14 protein-coding genes are annotated in these 19390 nt (G+C 46.2%); 4 read left to right on the forward strand and 10 right to left on the reverse strand.

The genetic code is table 11. The annotated features are described in order from the left end of the window. The first annotated feature begins 20 nt into the window (after positions 1–20). The gene (locus tag F453_RS0100305; RefSeq protein WP_018966204.1) at positions 21–2492 is read left to right on the forward strand and encodes an ATP-dependent helicase; all 2472 of its coding nucleotides are present in this window, start codon (positions 21–23) and stop codon (positions 2490–2492) included. A 322-nt stretch (positions 2493–2814) separates the two neighbouring features. On the opposite strand, the gene F453_RS0100310 is transcribed toward F453_RS0100305, so the two are convergent. From F453_RS0100310 to F453_RS0100325, 4 genes are all read right to left on the reverse strand, one after another. Next, a complete protein-coding gene (locus tag F453_RS0100310; protein WP_018966205.1) occupies positions 2815–4674 on the reverse strand; it encodes a M6 family metalloprotease domain-containing protein in 1860 nt (619 codons plus the stop codon). 34 nt (positions 4675–4708) lie between these two features. Beyond that, entirely contained in the window at positions 4709–5491 is a 783-nt protein-coding gene (locus F453_RS0100315; protein WP_018966206.1) for an EFR1 family ferrodoxin, read from the reverse strand. A gap of 156 nt (positions 5492–5647) precedes the next feature. Next, positions 5648–6382 carry a cysteine hydrolase family protein gene (locus F453_RS0100320; RefSeq protein ID WP_018966207.1) on the reverse strand — a complete coding sequence of 245 codons (735 nt, stop codon included), beginning with the start codon at positions 6380–6382 and terminating at the stop codon, positions 5648–5650. 22 nt (positions 6383–6404) lie between these two features. Continuing rightward, positions 6405–8882: a bifunctional UDP-N-acetylmuramoyl-tripeptide:D-alanyl-D-alanine ligase/alanine racemase gene (locus tag F453_RS0100325; protein WP_018966208.1), complete on the reverse strand. Its 2478-nt coding sequence runs from the start codon at positions 8880–8882 to the stop codon at positions 6405–6407. A 442-nt stretch (positions 8883–9324) separates the two neighbouring features. Between F453_RS0100325 and F453_RS0100330 the strand changes: the two genes are divergently transcribed. Beyond that, positions 9325–9825: an outer membrane protein gene (locus tag F453_RS0100330; protein WP_025789847.1), complete on the forward strand. Its 501-nt coding sequence runs from the start codon at positions 9325–9327 to the stop codon at positions 9823–9825. Between the two features lie 86 nt (positions 9826–9911). Here F453_RS0100330 and F453_RS0100335 read toward each other — a convergent pair whose 3' ends face one another. Both F453_RS0100335 and F453_RS0100340 read right to left on the reverse strand, forming a co-directional pair. Further along, positions 9912–10808, reverse strand: coding sequence for a hypothetical protein (locus tag F453_RS0100335; protein WP_018966210.1), 897 nt, complete (start codon positions 10806–10808; stop codon positions 9912–9914). A gap of 108 nt (positions 10809–10916) precedes the next feature. Beyond that, positions 10917–11690 carry an RNA methyltransferase gene (locus F453_RS0100340; protein ID WP_018966211.1) on the reverse strand — a complete coding sequence of 258 codons (774 nt, stop codon included), beginning with the start codon at positions 11688–11690 and terminating at the stop codon, positions 10917–10919. Positions 11691–11966: 276 nt separating this feature from the next. On the opposite strand from F453_RS0100340, the gene F453_RS0100345 reads away from it, so the two are divergent. Both F453_RS0100345 and F453_RS0100350 read left to right on the forward strand, forming a co-directional pair. Further along, positions 11967–12725 (forward strand): head GIN domain-containing protein, encoded by a 759-nt coding sequence (locus tag F453_RS0100345; protein ID WP_018966213.1) that lies wholly within the window; start codon positions 11967–11969, stop codon positions 12723–12725. 486 nt (positions 12726–13211) lie between these two features. After that, a complete protein-coding gene (locus F453_RS0100350) occupies positions 13212–14138 on the forward strand; it encodes a hydrogen peroxide-inducible genes activator (RefSeq protein ID WP_009235244.1) in 927 nt (308 codons plus the stop codon). Between the two features lie 119 nt (positions 14139–14257). Here F453_RS0100350 and F453_RS0100355 read toward each other — a convergent pair whose 3' ends face one another. From F453_RS0100355 to F453_RS0100370, 4 genes are all read right to left on the reverse strand, one after another. Next, the gene (locus tag F453_RS0100355; RefSeq protein WP_033404069.1) at positions 14258–15292 is read right to left on the reverse strand and encodes a hypothetical protein; all 1035 of its coding nucleotides are present in this window, start codon (positions 15290–15292) and stop codon (positions 14258–14260) included. A gap of 38 nt (positions 15293–15330) precedes the next feature. Next, positions 15331–17496 (reverse strand): TonB-dependent receptor, encoded by a 2166-nt coding sequence (locus F453_RS0100360; RefSeq protein WP_018966215.1) that lies wholly within the window; start codon positions 17494–17496, stop codon positions 15331–15333. Positions 17497–17703: 207 nt separating this feature from the next. Next, a complete protein-coding gene (locus F453_RS0100365; protein ID WP_234398254.1) occupies positions 17704–18024 on the reverse strand; it encodes a hypothetical protein in 321 nt (106 codons plus the stop codon). A gap of 349 nt (positions 18025–18373) precedes the next feature. Further along, positions 18374–19270, reverse strand: coding sequence for a DsbA family protein (locus F453_RS0100370; protein ID WP_018966217.1), 897 nt, complete (start codon positions 19268–19270; stop codon positions 18374–18376). Positions 19271–19390: the final 120 nt, after the last annotated feature.

Consider the following 19390-nt stretch of genomic DNA (forward strand, 5'->3'; position numbering starts at 1 on the left):
TCCCATACAACAAACGAAAGATGGAGAATTTGCTTGAAAAACTAAACGAAAGTCAGCGCGAAGCAGTGGTATATACCGACGGACCACAGTTGGTTATCGCTGGTGCTGGTTCGGGTAAGACACGCGTTCTTACCTTTAAAATTGCCCATTTGCTGCAATTGGGTCTGAAACCATGGAACATCTTGGCGCTTACTTTTACCAATAAAGCGGCCAACGAGATGAAGGCGCGTATTGGCGACCTTGTTGGGCACGAAGAGGCTAAACGTCTTTATATGGGTACTTTCCATTCAATTTTCTCGCGAATATTGCGTGTTGAGGCTCCCTACATCGGCTTCTCGCCGAATTTTACCATTTACGATGAAACGGATTCGCGGTCGCTTATCAAGACTATCTGCAAAGAAATGCAGCTAGACGATAAGGTATATAAGCCTGCCACGGTGCATGCGTGCATATCGATGGCTAAAAACCACTTTATCCTTCCCACTGCTTATGCTGCCAATATTGAGTTGATGGAGCGCGACGCAAGAGAGCGTATGCCGGCCGTGCACAAGGTGTATGCCACGTATATGCAACGTTGCCGACTAGCTAACGCTATGGATTTTGACGACCTGCTGGTGCTTACCTATCAACTTTTTGCCGAACACGAGGATGTAAGAAAGGAGTATGCCGATCGTTTCCAATATGTGCTGGTAGACGAGTACCAAGATACCAACCACGTGCAACAACTCATCGTGACGCAGTTGACGAAAGAACATCGGCGCATCTGTGTGGTGGGCGACGATGCACAGAGTATTTATGGGTTTAGAGGAGCCGACATCGATAATATATTAGACTTTCAACAGCAGTTCCCCGAAGCACGTCTTTTTAAGTTGGAACAAAACTATCGCTCTACACAAAACATCGTGAAGGCGGCAAATAGCCTTATCAGCCACAACCAAAGGCAGATAAAGAAAGATGTGTACAGTCAAAAGGACTTGGGTGAGAAAATAACACTGAAGCCCGTTTATTCGGACAAGGAAGAGGCGCTGGTGGTGTGCAACGACATCAAGCGCATCATGAAGAACGAGGAAGGTCTGTATAGCGACTTCGCCATATTATACCGAACAAATTCGCAAAGCCGATCGTTTGAGGATGAGTTGCGCCGACAAAGTATTCCTTATCGCATCTACGGAGGAATGAGCTTTTACCAAAGAAAGGAGATAAAAGACATTATCGCCTATTTCAGACTGGTGATGAACGTTGACGATGAGGAAGCTTTTAAACGCATCGTGAATTATCCTGCCCGCGGAATTGGTGATACAACATTGGCCAAAGTAACGATGGCTGCGCAGCAAAACGAGGTGAGTTGTTGGCAAGTTCTAGCTGATCCTGCACACTATCACCTTGATGTGAACAAGGGAACATGGACTAAGTTACAGAAGTTTCGCGACATGGTGAATGGCTTTGTTGCTGATGTCGCAACTTTAGATGCCTACGAACTAGGGATTAAAATCATAAAGGAGAGTGGCATTCAGGCCGACCTTTATGCCACTAGCGATACTGAAAGCCTTTCTCGACAAGAGAACTTGCAGGAGCTTGTGGGTGGATTGAAAGAGTTTGTAGACATTAGATGCGAAGAGGGAAACGAAGACGAGGTGTTCTTAGGCAACTACTTGCAGGAGGTTTCGCTGCTCTCCGACCTTGATAGCGAGGGTGATGAGGAGAGCCGAGTGGTGTTAATGACCGTTCATTCGGCCAAAGGCTTGGAGTTTCCAACCGTTTTTGTTGTGGGATTAGAGGAGAATATCTTCCCCAGTCCACGGTCTACCGATTCGCCTAGACTGCTTGAAGAGGAACGCCGACTGCTTTATGTGGCCATCACTCGTGCCGAAAAGCATTGCATCTTGACGTGTGCCAAGAATCGTTATCGTTTCGGACGAATGGAGTTTGACACGCCAAGTCGCTTTATTAGCGACATTGACCCTAACTTGTTGAATGTTCAGAACCCTATGGCAGAATATTCTACACCGCGATTTGAACGACGTTTGCAGTCAGACGAACAGCCTTCGGCGCGCTATTATGGTGGTAGAGACACGGCGGGAACATACGAAAAGCGTTCAGCTAATCCACGTTTTCTTAACTCCCGACCCGTTGCCAGTCAGTTTATGGCCGACCCAATACCCAACCCTACACGTCCTCGGAAACCCGAGCAGACCGTAGATCCGTTGTCGGATGCCTTTAAGAAAAGGCTTGTAGCTAGTGGCGCGAACCTGAAAAAAATATCTAAGGCTATGGGGCAGTCGTCTTCTGGTGCAGCATCAACGGAAGTTATGCACGATAGTAGTGGAAAGGCGATTGTAGAGGGCAGCGTTATCGAACACGAAAGGTTTGGTATTGGCACGATTGAAACATTGGAAGAAACAGGCGAAAACGCTCGAATGACCGTTAACTTTAAACATGCTGGCTCCAAAAAACTACTCTTGAAGTTTGCAAAATTTAAAGTGATAGGGTAGGGCGAGCAAAAAATAGAGGCGTCTGAACCTGCGAAAAATATGCGTTAGCTCGCATTTCGCGTTGGTTCAGACGCCTTTATTATGTATGTTTGTTAGTGATAGGCGGGCTTAAGGGCTGTTGGTTAAGTTGTTCGCTAACTAACTGGAAAGTTAGGAGAGCTAGTAAACAAGGCAAACCAGTAAGCTAGAAAATCATAGACCTAATAGACTTGCTAATGTGTAAACTGGTCAACTGGTTAACTTATAAGCTTGTTTGCTTGCAATTTTGTTAACCCGTAAGCTTGTAAACCGGTCAACGTTTTAACTCGTTAGCTAACTACTTTCACTTGCTAATCACCACTTTCTTCTTACCTATTATATAAACGCCCTTGGGCAAAGCTTTGAGGTTGGTGCCTACGTAGCGGCCATCGATGGTGTAAATCTTCTCCTTGTTGCCGTTCTCCATGTCCATTTCGGGCTGTTGAATGCCTGTAGACATTTGATCTTTAAGGAAATCAAAGGTAACGATACCATCTTTCAGCATGATGTTATAGATGGGTTTGTTAAGCATTCCACCTGTCCACGGTGCATAGTTCACTAGCCCTTGTGCATCGGTAAGGCGTTGAACATTGGTCTTTCCTGGGTAAAGGTCGCCCGCAAGTTGTTCTTTGTATTGGTCTGCCTTGATGTGGGGCCAAGTCTCAGCGCTTGAATTTGATACCTTTCGATAAGAAGAGGGCAGGTAACCATCGGCAGGAACGATGGTCATTCGGGGGTGTTTTTTCAGGTTATTTACTGAGTTGTCGCCCCCATAGAACACCGAAAAGGCTCGTGGGTCGTACTCTACGTGGCTCACCATCATACCCGATGCGGGCAATTTATAGTTCCATCCCTTGGCTTGAATGTTCTCTACGATGTAGTATTCCTTGCCATCGGCCCTGTTGTCGTTCTTTATTCGATAGGCTTTTCCGCCCTGATCAATGCTTTTTAGTTCTACTTTCCCTTCCTTGGTAAGCGTTTCGATGGTTATCCAGCCCATCTTTTCGCGTTCCCATGCGGTGTAAGCGGTGGGCGAATAACCATCATACATGTATATACCATTGTCCATCACGTCCCAATCTTCCATGCCTTGGTTGTCGTAAGCGTCTAAATCACGTTCTCCACCGGCAGTGGTCCATTGTGAATTTACTGTGGGATAGAAGTCGGGCAGTCCCATACAATGCGAAAATTCGTGGCAGAAAAGTCCTACGCCGTTGATGGCCAAGCCACTTTTTGAATTGATTTTTGAATTTGGTCGGTAGTTCAACTCGTTGCTGATACCAGCGAGTCGCACGTATTTTCCATCTTTCTTAATATCTGTTCCACAAACGAATGCTTTCGGCCAAAGTGTAGAATCTAAGCTCGAGGCACTCTCGCCATATCCTGCATAGATAACATAAACAAGGTCTACGTTGCCATCATTATCGGCATCATATTTTGAAAAGTCTAGCGAATCGTCCATCATGGTGCAGGCTTCGGCCACTAACTCGCGGTAATTTTCCATTGAAGAGCTACCGTTGCCATAGTAAGCAGCCCCTTTCGACATGGTTATTGGACCGTAAAGGTCGAACTGTGGGGTGAATTTTCCACCGCTCATGTCGCTGAAGTACTTCTTAACACTACCCGTGTTGCGGTTTTCAGCGTTTCCGAAGTCTTGGTGCCTTGGGGCCATACTATTAAGGTATTGGTTGAAAGCCTTGCGCGGTTGAACCTTGAAAGGCCTATTGGCGAATTGCACAAGGAGCACGATGGCGCGTGGCGAACCAGTATGGGGGAAGAAACTAGGTATGTTACCGCGAGTGAATCCGCGAGTGGCAGCGAGGCGTTCTGGTTGTGTGTTAACGGTAAGAAAAGCCTTAACGTCTTGCTTCTTGCATAGTGATTGTTCGGCAGAGCTTCGTTTATCGGCATCATGAGCCAATGTGCCCGATGATGTGAGCATACCGTTAGCATCGATATTGGCAATGTAATAACCGTTGCCAACTTGTTTCAGTACCACGTTGTCGAGTGTGGATACCCAGTTAAAGTTGGCATCGCCGTTGATGCGAATTGTCAGTTGAGTGCCGTCGGGCTGGCTAACCGTGATGGGGTAGGGCCATCCCTTGGAGGCGAAACTTGCTAAATGGCATAGCAATGTGATGAGAATAAGTACCGTTTTTTTCATTTTCTAATTCTTTTAAATAAGTATATGGTATTAGTTATAGTTGGTTCCTGCCGTACCAATACTGTCCTTTCTTCTTGGTTTGTCTGCCAAATTCGATGGCATGTTGTGGACAATGGTGGTAGCAAGCAAAGCATGTGAGACAGCTGCCGTTGTGTTTCCACGTCGGCTCCTGTCCCTTTCCGCCGTCGATGTCGGCAGTTGGGCACACTTCAGCACAGATGCCACAGCGCACACAACGATTTGTTTCAACCCGAAAAGCCTTGTCGCTAACGAGCTTTCGTTCGAAAAGCTCACCTATAACACGGCTGTTTATGCGTGGCCATCGTCCCACATTGGGTTCTTTTTCTACTCTTTGAGCCTCGATAATCTGTGTAACGATGGTTGCCAGATGTATTTGGGCTTGATGCTTTTTCTCTCTTTCTTTTTCGATAGTGTCTACATCCATGAACGGCAAACCCACATAACTCTCGGGCATGAGCAGCGAAAACACGGCATCTAAGTGCAGCGGACGTTGCGCCAAAGCCTGTCGGAAGATGCGCATGCTCTCGCCTGTGGTGTCGCCAGCGGTGCAAAGAGCGAAGCAATAATGTCCCTCTGCGTTAGTGAAGCTTAGCCTTTCGATGAAGCGACGTACTAAAACTGGAGGCCGCCAAGCATGTACGGGAAAGCAAAAGCCTATACGTTCGCCCGCTGCAAGTGTATAATGGCATTGCCCTTCCATTGCATCGGGTATGAAAACAAGGCGTTCGCCCGTCTTTTCTGACAGCTGTTGTGCGGCCCAAAGGGTGTTGCCCGTGGCCGAGAAGTAGAATATCATTAGGCAAAGGTACTACTTTTCAGCGTTAATGGCAAGTTTGACGTGACGTTTTTGCTTACAAATCATACTGGCGAAAGTCCTTTTACGTAGGCTTGGACGGCTTAAATGGCACGGCGTTGACACCAAAAGACCCAACTGTTGAACAACCTAAACGCTTTAAACCCTCTTTGCACCGAACGTATTGATACAGTCTTCGTAAACGGCGAGATTGGCAGATTGCGGGTTGATTGCTGCCATTCCTGCGTCGAAAAAGCGCAGTTTGCCCTCGAAACGTGGGTCGTTGCGCAGGTCTTTCACCGATTCGGCCACGCAATAGTCCTTTGCAAAGCCACAAACAACCACTTCATCGTATTGCGCCAATTGGTCTAGCACTTGCTTTCCGTGTTCGTTGGGTGTAGGTTCGCTTACATACGAGAAGATAGAAAACATCTCAGCGTCGGCGTACTCTCCTTTTTGGTAAACGTGTAGAGGGCGTTGACCATGGTGAAGGTTGTCCCAAGCGCTTATGGCTTGCACCAAAACGTCGGGTAAAGCCCATCCCCAAGAGCCCACCAGGCAGTGTTCGGGCCACAATGTATGTGCCTTGCCTTGGCTTTCCATGGCTCGAAGATAGTTTAGAACCTGCTCTTTGGGGGCAAATGTGGGTGTTATTACTCCTCGTTCCACATCTTCGGCGTGCACATTGGCAAAGGGTTTCACACCTTCGCCTTGCCAGTAGGCACAGTGGCCTACGTGATAACGGCGGTGGGTATCTAGCGAAATGGCGATGGCCTCAGGGTCGTTCTCTGCTATATATTGGGCAATGGCCTCAATGGATTTGTCGGCATGAGGCACATAAAGACTGCCGCGGCTGTCTGCGAAGTCGTTGTTAGGATCGATGATAAGTAACATAATGCGGTTCTTTTGTTGTTGTTCAATCTTGAAAATACACCCTATTAACCCTATTGCTGATACCCGTAAGCACCTCGTAGGGTATGGTTTGTAGTGCATCAGACAATACCGTTACGGGCAGATTGTCGCCGAATATCTCCACGCTGTCGCCTTCGTGGCAGTCAATTCCTGTCACATCAATCATGGCTACGTCCATGCAGATATTGCCAACATATTCCGCTTGTTGGTTGTTTACTAAGCAATAACCGTTGCGATTACCCAATCTCCTATTCAATCCATCGGCATATCCAATGGGAATAGCCGCTATCACGCTGTCGTGATCGATGGTTCCGCGTCGCGAATAGCCAACGGTGTCGCCCGCCTTTACCTCTCGCAGTTGCAAAATTGTTGTGCGCAGGGTGCTCACGTTGTTGATGATGGCGTTGTTTCGAGGGTTAATTCCATACAGGCCTAGCCCCAATCGGCACATGTCGAGTTGACGTTGCGGGAAATGTTCGATGCCTGCTGAGTTATCAATATGGCGTAGAATGTGGTGTTCAAAAGCCGCTTGTAGCATCTTGCTACCCATATCGAAGCGTTCGAACTGCTGTTGTGAGAAATCGTCGAACTGGTCGGCATCGGACCCGACGAAATGCGAAAACACCGACTTAGGTATCAAAGCGTTCTGGTTGTGTAGGCGTTCTATCAGGCGTGGGACGTCTTTTTCCGGGTCGAACCCTAAGCGGTGCATACCCGTATCTAGCTTGATGTGTACGGGAAATCCCGTGATACCCTCCTTCTCGGCAGCCTTAATAAGGGCCTCCAATAGGCGAAAGCTGTACACTTCAGGTTCCAAATCGTAGTCGAACATGGTTTTGAAGGCCGTCATTTCGGGGTTCATGATCATGATGTTACTCGTTATTCCGTTGCGTCTTAACGTGGCCCCCTCGTCGGCTACAGCAACTGCCAGATAGTCGGCACGATGGTCTTGCAGGGTCTTAGCAATCTCTACGGCCCCCGCACCATAGCCGTCGGCCTTAATCATACATACCAATTTGGTGTTGGGATGCATCATTGCGCGGTAATAGTTTAGGTTATCTACCATGGCGTTGAGGTTCACTTCGAGCGTGGTTTCGTGCACTTTCTTCACCATTAGTTCGGTTAATTGGTCGAAACCGAAGCTTCGTGCGCCTTTAAGTAGCACCACCTCGTTATGCAAACCCTTGAAAACGCTACTGCGTATGAACTCTTCTACCGAAGCAAAGAAATGTTGCTCTGCCAACGCAATACAACCTTTGTTGGCACAAATCTTCGGTCCTATGCCGATGAACTTTTGCACACCGCGCTGCTCGACCAAACTAGACACCTCGCGATACAGTTCTGCATCGGGCAGACCGCTTTGCAAAATGTCGCTCAACACCAATGTTCGCTGCTGCCCATTGTGGTCGGGTCGGCGGTTCATAAAGTCGAGAGCGATGTCAAGCGAGTTGATATCCGAGTTGTACGAATCGTTGATGAGCGTGCAGCCATTTAGCCCCTCTTTTACTTCCAATCGCATTGCCACTGGCTCGAGTTTGCTGATACGCTCGCCAATGGTATTTGCGTCGAGGCCAAGATACCGGCATACGGTTGCGCAGATAATGGAATTGCACACCGAGGCTTCGTCGATAAAGGGTAACGAATAACTTGCTGGTTCACCCCCCTTATATATATAATGTATGGTTGTGTGGGTAGGTTGCTTGTCAATCTTCGTCACAAACATGGCGACATCGGGGCTTTTTGTAGACCAAGCCAGATGTTGTCCCCCGTTATTTGTCTCGTTTAGCACGTGTGTCACTAGTGCGTCGTCGGCGTTATATACCATTACCTCGGCCCCCTCGAAGAGTCTTAGTTTCTCGCGACATTTCTCTTCTGGCGTGGAGAAGTTCTCTTCGTGTGCCGAACCGATGTTTGTTAGCACCGCGATTGTTGGCTTAATGATGTCGTGCAAGGCTTGCATCTCACCTTTTTGACTGATGCCCGATTCGAAAACGCCTAGTTGCGAGTGGCTGTTGAGCAGCCAAACAGAAAGCGGAACACCTATTTGTGAGTTATAACTGCGTGGACTTCGCGTCACAACCATTTGTGGCGAGAGCAGTTGGTATAGCCATTCTTTCACCATTGTCTTGCCATTGCTACCCGTTATGCCCACAATGGGGATATCGAATGCCTCCCGATGGCGTTGGGCAAGTTGTTGCAAGGCCTGTCGGGTGGAACTAACGCATAAGAAATTGGCATCGCCGAATAGTTCGGCAGCACGTTCCGGCACTTCTTCCACCACAAAACAACGCACCCCGCGACGGTAAAGTTCGGGTATATAGTTGTGTCCGTCATTTCTGTTAGACCTCAAAGCGAAGAACAAGGTTTCTTCGGGAAAACAGAGCGAGCGACTATCGGTGAGCACAAAGCTGATATGCGCCTCGGTATTACCCTGGCGTTGTGCCCCGATAAGCGTTGCAACCCTTTCTATGGGATATGTCATTTTTCGTTTATTCTTTAAGTTGATGCAAAGGTAGTGCAAGTTGATAAGACTACAAAATAAACACGATACCTATTTGGAGAATAACTTCTCATAGGTTGTTTTGACGCCTTTTGATGTCTGTATTGAGGTTTCTTGGGGACATAATCTGCCGATAAGTTGTTCTAAATGTATGGTAACATAAAAGGCATGTCATTGTCTATATCTCCTTTGTACATAGGCTTTTTGCTGCGTTTGTAGACATATTATCATATTTTTTTATGATATTTGTATTTGTTTTTTTACATAAAAACGCATGGGTTATGTTTTTTTTATCTATCTTTGCCCACGGTTAGAAAGAGAAATAGATAATCAGAATAGATTTAATCGAGATTATTCTCACCTTAAATGCTACATTTTAGTGTGGCGATTGAGGAAAATTAATTATCAAAAAGTAATAGAGAAGATGAAAAAATTATTTTTAGTAGCAGCTTTTGCTATGGTTAGCGCATTTGCGTCTGCACAATTTGCAGTTGGTGTTCACACACTATATGGTACTGATGTAGCCAACTTGGGTATTGGCGTTAGAGCTCGTTACGACATTAACGACCAATTCCGTGCTGATGGTAACTTTAACTACTACTTCAAAAAGAATGGATTAGAGTTTTGGGATATTAACGCCAACTTGCACTATCTATTTAATATCACCGATAGGTTTGCTGCTTATCCTCTAGGTGGATTGGGTTATGTAAACGCATCTAGAAGCTATGATTTTCCTGAATATATAGGTGGCAAATTGGTTACAACCAGACGTACAGACACCGATGGCAGACTAGGTGTTAACTTAGGTGGTGGTGTTGACTTCCAACTTACCGATGACCTGTATCTTAATGGCGAAGTGAAGTATCAGATTGCAAGTGGATACAACCAAGCAGTGATGAGTGCTGGTATCGTTTACAAGTTCTAAAACGGCCATACATTTATTTAAAATACAAAGGCCCGGAAGGTGTTCGTTCACCTTCCGGGCTTTTTGTGTGCGGTTTGTTCTGCACCTTATTCTGCTGTTGCTACTTGTCTTTGTTTTTTCATTTGCCTACGATGTTCGATGGAACCGTAGGCATAATAAAATACGAACACCGTCCATACCATCACCATCATGAATATAAATGTGGTGAGAACAAGCGATCCAATGAACAGCGCATTAAAGTAAGTGGGCAATCCTGAAGGATCATTCAAGGTTAGTTCGCCAATCAACGACGACGTTTTAGCACCCAAGAGAATAATGGTGGGCAAGAAAATAACAAGTCCTAAGCATATTGATGCCAACGCGGTAAAGAAACTTGAGCCAATAAGAAGTCCGCTTCCCCTTACGCCTGACACGTAATAGGCTATCAGATTGCGACGTAAGCTACCCGTGGGAGAAAGCAAATAACGCATCTCTGCATATCTAAAAGGCACCATGAGTAGAGCCGTTAGCAATATCCATGCGAGCGAAATGCCACCAACAAGCGTAAAGAAGCTGGGTGTAAGTGGCTTGTTGATATAGCTCATCACTACCATTCTGATTATAACACCACCAATAGCCATCATCACGAGATAGAAAATCAACTCTACGGCAGTGATGGCAAACGAGCGACGAAGGTTCTGTTTAAAGCTACTTTCGCTAACAAGGTTTACCACCGAAGCGAAAAAATAGGCCCAAAGGGCTATACTGCCCAACCACGACACGATGCCTAACACCATGGGGAAGAGGTCGTACTCGGATACAGTAGGCGAAAAGGAATATAGGCTTTGCAGTATTGAGAAGCCTAATATAGCCGTCATTATGGCAATGAGCAAGGCGGGTAGCCATGTGCCCTTGATGGTTTTGGCGAAGTTAACGCCAAGGAGATTGTTGGCTGTCTTTATGCAGCTAGATAGGCTCCTGTCTTTAATGAGTTCGGTTTCCATGTTTATATCTTTTTAAAGGGTTTCTTTTTTAAGTTGGCAAGTTGACGAGTTAACGGGTCGGCGAGACTGTTTCCCTGTTGTCAAGTCCGTTTTTCTTATATGCGACTATCACCTTTGTGCGCCTTGCCTTCTAAACTCGGCACACACAATGGCTGTGGCGATGGCCACATTAAGGCTTTCTGCCCGTTGTTCGCCTGTTGCAAAATGGGGTATCAGTAGCTTGTGATTTACACGTTGTCTTACGCTGGTCGAAAGCCCCTTACCCTCGTTTCCCATTACGATTATGCCGTGCGCACAGAGCTGTTGCCCATAGATGTTGTCGCCATCGAGCAATGTTCCATATACAGGAAACGATGGGGGGAGGGCGTCAAGCAAGGGTTCGAGCGGCGTATAGCTCACTTTTACGCGGGCGATACTACCCATCGTGGCTTGCACCACCTTGGGATTGTACACGTCGGCTGTGTCGAGGCTGCACACCACATGACGAATGCCAAACCAGTCGGCTAGCCTTACGATGGTGCCTAGGTTGCCAGGGTCTTGTACTCCATCGAGCATCAGGGTGAGCTCGTTCGTTTCCACACAGTCTTTTAGGACGTCTCCATGTTGGGAGAATTTAGGAAACACGGCCATAACCTGTTGTGGCGCCCGCATGAAACTTAGCTTCTGCAATTCGTCGTCGTTGACTGTTATCAGCTCTGTAGACGCATGCAAGGCAACAGGTACTTGCCATTGAGGCGTGGCCACGAGCAGTTTGGCAGGCATTGTGGCGAGCAGTTCGCCCACCACTTTAGGCCCTTCGGCCACAAAAACGCCTTCTGCATCGCGGTGTTTTTTCGCTTCCAGCGCGCGTATGTACTTTATTTTCGCTTTACTGATGGTCATCTCACTGCAAAGTTACGTTTTTTTTGGTTATCATGGGCATAAGCTTCGGCTTATGATTAGTAAATTTGACTAAATGATGCGAAAGACTTCGGAGAGGCCTATGTGCGTTGTTAAAAATGCTTTCAATGGCTACTTGTTTGTCGGACTTTTGCTTTCTGTATGTTAATTCTGCCATCATTACGTTAGTTTTATGTACTTCTTTTCATAGCTTTGCAACCAAACGACGCGTCGATGCGTCTAAAGGTTGTATTAATCAAGTTATAAAGGATAGTAAATATGAAACATCGAATTTTGTTAATCGCATCTGCAATCCTCGCGGTTGGCGTGTTAGTTACTTCAAGCACCCGTGTATTTGCAGCAAACAGTAAGAAGAAAGTTACCACCCAACAGAGCTTAAAGTACTTTAAACGCATTGTGATGTCTACGCCTTATGATGTACATTTCGTGCAGGGAGATAAGAACGTGGTGAAGCTAGTTGGCCCACAAGCTGAAGTGGCATCCGTGGTTTTACGTGTAAGTGGTGAAACATTATATATAGAAAGGGCAACAAGACGTAGCCGAATGTTTTTTACATCGAGCGACGATGTGGACATCTATGTTACATCACCTGACCTAACGCAATTGGAAATAAAGGGTTCGGGTGACTTCGAAGCTAACCGGCGTGTTGACACCGACCAACTAACAGTGTCTATCAATGGCTCTGGCGATATCGATTTTAAGGATGTTATCTGCGATAAGTTGGAGGCTTCTATCAGCGGTTCGGGTGACATTGACTTTGGAAAGGTAGAATGTCTGCGTGCTTCTGCCGGTATCCATGGCTCTGGTGACATCAAGTTTAAACAACTTAAAGCCAACAAAATGCAATTCTCTATTAAGGGGTCAGGCGACGTCGGGGCAAACCTTAACAACGCAGGTGACGTTAATTGTGAAGTGTTTGGTTCGGGAACAATCAAACTTGCGGGTGTGGCCAAAAGCTTGAATAAGAGCATACGTGGTTCGGGTAATGTTGAAAGCGGCCACTTACAGTTAAAATAAACCATAAGTTTTCTTACTGGCGTGAGCCAGGATATTTAGCATTAGTTATGGCGCACCAAGTTTCGGCAACGAAATTGGTGCGCCTTTTCGTTGGTGTTTATTATCAATCGTGGTGCCGTTGATAAGGACTAGAATGCAGCTTTATCTGCTTTCGCCGTGTTATCTATTATATGGACTGCTGTTCCATGTTAACTGGAACATTGTTCCATTTGATATGGAACAGCAGTCCAGTTGACATGGAATAGGGTTACTTCTTAGCTGTAACCGTTCGATGGGTTTGTGCAAGCATCTTCAAAGCGGTTTTATGGGGAGTTGATAGGTTAGAATATGGAAGAGATGTGATGAGGGAATGTAGGTCAGAAGAATGGAAGTCATGTCTACGAGTAGGGTATAGAGTTGTTTAAATACAGTGTCTTAATCTGCACGAAGCTTTGGTTTTGTTATCAATATGTAGTAACTTTGTACCACGGAAAAAATATAGATTAGATGACTTTACAACAACTTGAATACGTGATGGCGGTGTTTAGGTTTCGCCATTTCGCGAAAGCAGCCGAACATTGTGGCGTTACACAGCCTACGCTTAGTTCGATGGTGCAGAAGCTGGAAGACGAGTTGGGGCTGAAAATATTCGACAGAAAGAGTCAGCCCATCGCCCCTACGCCAACCGGACGATTGGTTGTGGAACAGGCATGGAAGGTGTTGCTACGTGCACGAAAACTTAAAGAAACGGTGGAAGAAGAAAAACACTCGTTGTTTGGAACGTTCACCATCGGCATATTGCCCACTATCGCACCCTATCTTATACCACGTTTCTTCCCCCAATTGATGAACAAATATCCCGATATGGATGTGCGCATCGTGGAGATGAAGACCGAAGACTTGAAGCGGGCTTTGGTGCGTGGCGATGTGGATGCAGGCATATTGGCGCAATTGGAGGGCTTAGAAGAGTTTGATAGCATGTCGTTGTTCTACGAACAGTTTTTTGCATACGTGGCCGATGGCGACCCGTTATTCAGCAAAGAGAGCATCAAGACGGCCGACCTAACGGGCGAATATCTGTGGTTGCTTGACGAAGGGCATTGCTTTCGCGACCAATTGGTGAAGTTTTGCCACCTTAAAGCGGCATCAGCTTCCAAGAAAGCCTACACCTTGGGTAGCATCGAGACGTTTATGCGTATAGTTGAAAGTGGCAAAGGCATCACCTTTATACCCGAATTGGCCGTTTATCAGCTAGACGACGCCCATAAGCAGCTTGTGCGTCCCTTTGCCATTCCCGTGCCAACACGTGAGATAGTGATGATAACTGGTAAAAACTTTATCCGCAAAACATTGCGCAGCTTGCTTGTTGAAGAGATACAAGCGAGCATACCTAAGGACATGTTAGCGTTGAGACAGACGCAGAAAAAGATATAAAAAGGTTATCCCCTGATAACGTGTTTCTATGTTGGGGAATAAAAAATAACGTGCGTTTCGATATAAACGAAACGCACGTTATTTTTATAATGGTGCATGTCTATAAGGCATGTCAAGGCTTACAGCCAAATACCTTTACCTAAGTCATGTGGCGCTGTTGTGAAAATAGACGTGTGATAATCACGAAGAGCCTCGGTCCACGAGAGGTTAAAGGCTTTCATGATGCGGTTGATCAACTTGTTACTTACATCATTTTTGAAACCATTTACCGGGAAATTATCAATGTCCATGTCTTCCTTAAAGGCTTCTTCTTCGATGTAATCTTCCCTATCTGCATACACCACCACAGGAACCGTGAAGTTTATATCCCATGTGCCCTGCTGTAACTGCGTTGGTGAGAAACGATAATAGGGGCTGAATTGACCCGTCCGAGGATCTTTCTTACCTTTGTATCCATGATAGAGTCTGATACGGAGGTCCATTGTTACATCGTCTTTTAAGAATTTCATCACCCCTTTAAGCCCAATGGGGTTAGTGGTTCCTGTTAGTTTGGCGTCGTCGTATTTCACTGTTTTATCCCAAGGCGTTGTGTCTGTGTACTTATAATCGATGTAGTCGGGGGTGTTGAGCTTACTGGCTATTTCCTTTCCACTCATCAGTTCTTTCACGTTTTCAACCGTAAAGAAGTGTTGGTGAATAGCATCTTGACCATTCGTCACAAATTGTCCGTTTATATATTCGCCTTTGGCGTTGTAGTACTTGATGAACAAGAGGTAAACGGGGGCGGGATTCTCGAACCCTTTTTTCTCGCTATAATCATGTGCTTTCACCACATAGAATTTGTCTGCACTGCCTTCTGCTAGTGTCCATCCTTTGCCAGGCTTTACTTCGTAGGTTATTTCTTGGATGCGTTTCAAGTATTTGGCTTTCGATTCAGAGTCTTGGTGGAACCCTCCTTCCGTGTCAACATAAAGCCAATTGGCGTGCATGTGTCCTTGAACCAACTGTACTGTAACCTTTGCGGGGTCTTCGTGTAGCTTGTGGTCTATTTCTTTTATGGGGGTGTCTACATCGTTGTTGCAAGCAGTGAAAGCTAGTGCGAAGAATGCGGCGCAAGATAATGCCAGCATTGATTTAAAGAAATTCTTTTTCATAACCTTATTAGTTTTGTTGTTTAATTGTCTATGTTTTTTTAAAAGAACCAGCCAATGGAGAATCGTACATCGCGCCCCATATCGTGAGCGTAGTAACGCGAGCGGTTGGTGTATTCTTTATATTCTTTATTAAAGAGGTTGTCGGCAGCCAACAGCATGCGTAACTTATTCCGTTCGCTAAGTGGCCATTCAATGCCTGCCTCAACCCCGAAGAGGTTGTATGTGGGAGGTGTAAAGTCGATGAGGTCGCTTGCGGGATTAAAGCGCGTCTGTTTCAAAACCAGCCTGTGCTTCAATTGCAACCATGCGTTACCTTTTCCTACGCGGATGTCTTCCCACGTTAGGTCGTGGTCGAAGCGTGCCGAAGGAATATAAGGCAGGTAGTTACCTGTTCGCTTTTCGTTGGCCCAGATAAGGCCAGATAGCAGGTGATACTCCAAGTGATGCATGGGTTTTAGGCGTACATCGAAGTCTATCCCGCGGAAAAAGGCGTCGGTTTGTTTGTATTGGAACAGCGGATAAGAACCTGAAATCACCGTGATATATTTTCCTCTCTCTGGCTGATCGTAGATGTAACCATTTATCCATTGCAGATAGGCGTCTACCCGAACTTCGGCAAAGGCAGAGCGATAGGATAGTGATGTAACCCATTTTGTGCTCTGTTCGGAGTGCATGGTTGAGTCGCCTATGACGAACATGCCCGATCCCAGCTCGTTTCCATTGCTATAAAGCTCGTGAACGTGTGGTGCACGCCACGCCAAACCTAAGTTGGAGGTTAGTTTCCACTGTTCGTTGAGCCGATAGCTAGTGCCAAGATTATACGAGAAGTTACTGAAAATATGGTGCCCGCCATAAAGCTTGCCCGTGTAATCGTAACCCGATGCCCGTGTTTCTTGGTTGTCAAAGCGTACGCCAGCCTCTGCCGTCCAATTCTCATTGCGATACTTCTGTATGGCGTAAATGCCTAAGTCGTACTCGGTGTAGTTGGGGATAAGCGGCACAACGCCCGTTCCTCCTTGGTTGCGGTTACGTATGTGCAAGTAAGATGCGCCTGCTTCGGTATTCCATTTGTTGTAAGTCAGATTCCATTTCAATTGGTTTTGAAACGAGGTAAGGTACAGGCTCACCGCTGGAATATTCGAGAGATTCATCCTTCTGATGCGATTTTCCTTGCGGTCATCGTGCTGAAAGGCTGTCTGCCATAAGAAAATGCCGAACTTGCCCGCATCAAAAGATGCTTTGCCAATGGCCGTATGGTGAACAACATGCTGAAAAGGGTAGTCGATGTGACGGCTGTATGGATAGATTTCCACGGGTTGACCGAGCTCGATGCGCAGCTTAAGCAGGTCTTCGCTACCCATTTGCGCACTAGGCAAAACGCCCAATTTTAGGTTGTACATGCTGTAATAGCCTTCCAATTTGAGGGCGTTGTACTTGTAACCCAATGATGCCGAGAAGTCGTGTTCGCGATAACCAGTGTTGTTGAGCAAGTATTTGGCCGTGCTTTGGTCACCCGAATTGGCGTAGGTTCCTTGCAGTCGCCAAGCCAAACAGTTGCTGAAAGGTATAGTACCTTCGGCTTGTGCCACAACAGAATATCGTTTGCCATTGCTGCCGTAGAGCGTTCGTAGGTGTCCTGAAACGCCAGCCTGCCCGTAAGGCAATGCCTTTTGTTCCATCACGATAATTCCGCCGAGAGCCTCAGAGCCATACCTTACAGACTCTGCACCCTTGATAACCTCAATAGAACCACTGCTATTTTGGTCTATTTCGGGAGCATGGTCGGCGCCCCATTGCTGTCCTGTTTGTCGTGCTCCATTGTTAACGATGAGTATTCGGTTGCCATACATGCCGTTGATAACGGGCTTGGCCACCGTTGTACCCGTCTGGATGGAGCTTACGCCGCTAACATGTTCGAGGATGGAAGCGAGCGATTTACCCATGGAACGGTCTATCAGGTTTTCGCCTATCTTGTCGCTTACGCTGTTTACGCTGGCTTGCTGTCGCACGCCTGTTACAACAATCTCGTTGATGTTGTGTTCTTTACCAAGTTCCGACTTACCGTTTTTATTGTTGTTTTTTGTCTTTGTGGTGTCGGCTTGTTGACTTAGCGAAACGGGTAGTTCTGTCTTTGAAACCTTTGCAGAAGCCCATGATGCGGTGAACGCAGCGAATGCGATGCAAAGAAAAGTTGTTTTTACCATACGATTAGGGGTGTTGGCTTACGTGCGCCATAGATTATAGTTGCAGCACGACAAGCCAAACAGTGTATAACTACTGATTGGAGGAGTGACCGAACATGATTCGGTCTCCTGTGATAAAAATGTGAATGTAACCCAAGATGCCTATTCGAAAAGACACATTTGTCCCATCAAATAGATACAATAAGGGTGTAATGGGTGTGGAATAATTTATGCGCGCGTTGGCGGCGAATGGCTATTTACCGATTCAATGTGTCGGTAAACAACTTGTTCGGTGAAGATATAAGGCGTAAGGATAGTGGCAAATACTGCGGGTTGATAGGTTTGCAGCGTTGGTGTACTAGCCTCATGCATGATGAAGTCGCAAATAAAGCACGATGATTTGAAGGTCTTCGTGGTTCCGTCGCAAGTGAGATGAACGTTTGAAGGGTGCTCTTCGTGCACATGAAAGTCTTTGATAGCAAACACCGACATGAATGTTACGATGAACATCCATGCTAGAATACGTCTGATGTGTTTGTTACAATTCATGTGCTAAATGTTTGTTCGTGCCTATTGGCAACTAGTGTGCGCGTGTTTGATTTGCTTCGCGCTATTATTTGCTTTGCAAAAATACGGCAAAAGAACGAACCTTGTTTGTAAACGCCTCATTTGTTAGTGTTATTTAACGCTTCTGGTTGCGTTTTTTTGCAATGCTAATACTTGTCGGAAAGTGTGCTAATGTCTGTTTAGATGAAGTGCGACTGACAAGCCTAAGCTAGCGTGGAGTGGGGTGGTGGCTTGCTAATGTTGAGAAAGAGGGGGATGTCTTGCTAGTGCTATGACATTCCCCTCATTTCTTATCGTGCATAAACAGAGGCTTTGTCCATGTCGTCTCAGGCTATTTGCAGATGCCTGTTGTTAGGTCGCATGCCATGCCTTTGGCAGGTTTTCTTACGAAATAGCTGTTGTCAGTAGGCTGTTTTAGCAGGTCGCCAGTGGCCAAAAGAGGAGCGATGGCTGCCTCCATGGCTTGTAGGTCGGCAAAGTCGAAAGCCTCTTTCACCTCTTCAGCTGCCAGTCGGGGATGCGTTTCCATCAGCTCGAATAAGGCTTCGGGCGAGAAACTAACGGCTTGTGGCAGTAGCTTTCCACCACTAACAGCCTTTATCATGGCAGCCATGGTGTTGTAGTCGCGGAAATTTTTGAGGGGCATCTTTTTGCCTTCGTACTCGAAAACGAAGGTGGGGAATACCTCCACCTTGAGACTTTTGGCCTCTTCTACGTCTTGCCAGAAAGCTTTTTCGGCCGAGCCATCGTTCAATGGATCGAGAAATGCAGCGATATCAATACCACTTTCGTCGGCAATGGCAATGAGTTCGGCTTCTGATATGGCTTGTCGGGCCTCAGCCATAGCAGCCGCACGTAAGTTGTATAGAAAGAGATCGGCCTTTTCGGCATCAGCCATTTGTGCCGCCTTAAAGGCGATACAGAGGGGAAACGACGAATTTTCCGTTTCGGAAAATAGATTAAATCCTTCTACCTTAATAGGCATGTGATGTTTCTCGGCTGTCTCCAAGCAGTGGGTTATGAAGTCTTTGTTCTCCTTATTATAATAGGTGAGGGAGTCAATGTCGGCCGGTTTGTTCTTGTTCATGTCCTCAACAAGTCCGCCCATCACATTTCGCCACGTGATAAGGTTAGGGAAATGGGTCTCTAACTTTCTGAAAAAGGGCTCTTCTCCCCAGCACCAAGGGCAAACTGGGTCGGTAACGTTGGTTATAATAACTTTGTTCATTGTGTATCGTCTTTTTAATGTAGTTTATGTTGTTCAACTACAAAGTTACTGATAAAACAACTTTTCTCCATCATTTTAAACTCTTTTATGAATACAAATGATTGTTTTATGCGTTTTTTG

It is taken from the genome of Hoylesella loescheii DSM 19665 = JCM 12249 = ATCC 15930 (genome assembly GCF_000378085.1).
GTDB lineage: Bacteria > Bacteroidota > Bacteroidia > Bacteroidales > Bacteroidaceae > Prevotella > Prevotella loescheii.

Bases quoted from the DNA above. Each gene is read 5' to 3' on its own strand.
- F453_RS0100365 (WP_234398254.1), bottom strand. From the start codon at position 18,024: ATGAATTGTAACAAACACATCAGACGTATTCTAGCATGGATGTTCATC.
- F453_RS0100350 (WP_009235244.1), top strand. From the start codon at position 13,212: ATGACTTTACAACAACTTGAATACGTGATGGCGGTGTTTAGGTTTCGC.
- F453_RS0100325 (WP_018966208.1), bottom strand. From the start codon at position 8,882: ATGACATATCCCATAGAAAGGGTTGCAACGCTTATCGGGGCACAACGC.
- F453_RS0100345 (WP_018966213.1), top strand. From the start codon at position 11,967: ATGAAACATCGAATTTTGTTAATCGCATCTGCAATCCTCGCGGTTGGC.
- F453_RS0100330 (WP_025789847.1), top strand. From the start codon at position 9,325: ATGAAAAAATTATTTTTAGTAGCAGCTTTTGCTATGGTTAGCGCATTT.
- F453_RS0100340 (WP_018966211.1), bottom strand. From the start codon at position 11,690: ATGACCATCAGTAAAGCGAAAATAAAGTACATACGCGCGCTGGAAGCG.
- F453_RS0100305 (WP_018966204.1), top strand. From the start codon at position 21: ATGGAGAATTTGCTTGAAAAACTAAACGAAAGTCAGCGCGAAGCAGTG.
- F453_RS0100355 (WP_033404069.1), bottom strand. From the start codon at position 15,292: ATGAAAAAGAATTTCTTTAAATCAATGCTGGCATTATCTTGCGCCGCA.
- F453_RS0100370 (WP_018966217.1), bottom strand. From the start codon at position 19,270: ATGAACAAAGTTATTATAACCAACGTTACCGACCCAGTTTGCCCTTGG.
- F453_RS0100320 (WP_018966207.1), bottom strand. From the start codon at position 6,382: ATGTTACTTATCATCGATCCTAACAACGACTTCGCAGACAGCCGCGGC.
- F453_RS0100310 (WP_018966205.1), bottom strand. From the start codon at position 4,674: ATGAAAAAAACGGTACTTATTCTCATCACATTGCTATGCCATTTAGCA.
- F453_RS0100315 (WP_018966206.1), bottom strand. From the start codon at position 5,491: ATGATATTCTACTTCTCGGCCACGGGCAACACCCTTTGGGCCGCACAA.
- F453_RS0100360 (WP_018966215.1), bottom strand. From the start codon at position 17,496: ATGGTAAAAACAACTTTTCTTTGCATCGCATTCGCTGCGTTCACCGCA.
- F453_RS0100335 (WP_018966210.1), bottom strand. From the start codon at position 10,808: ATGGAAACCGAACTCATTAAAGACAGGAGCCTATCTAGCTGCATAAAG.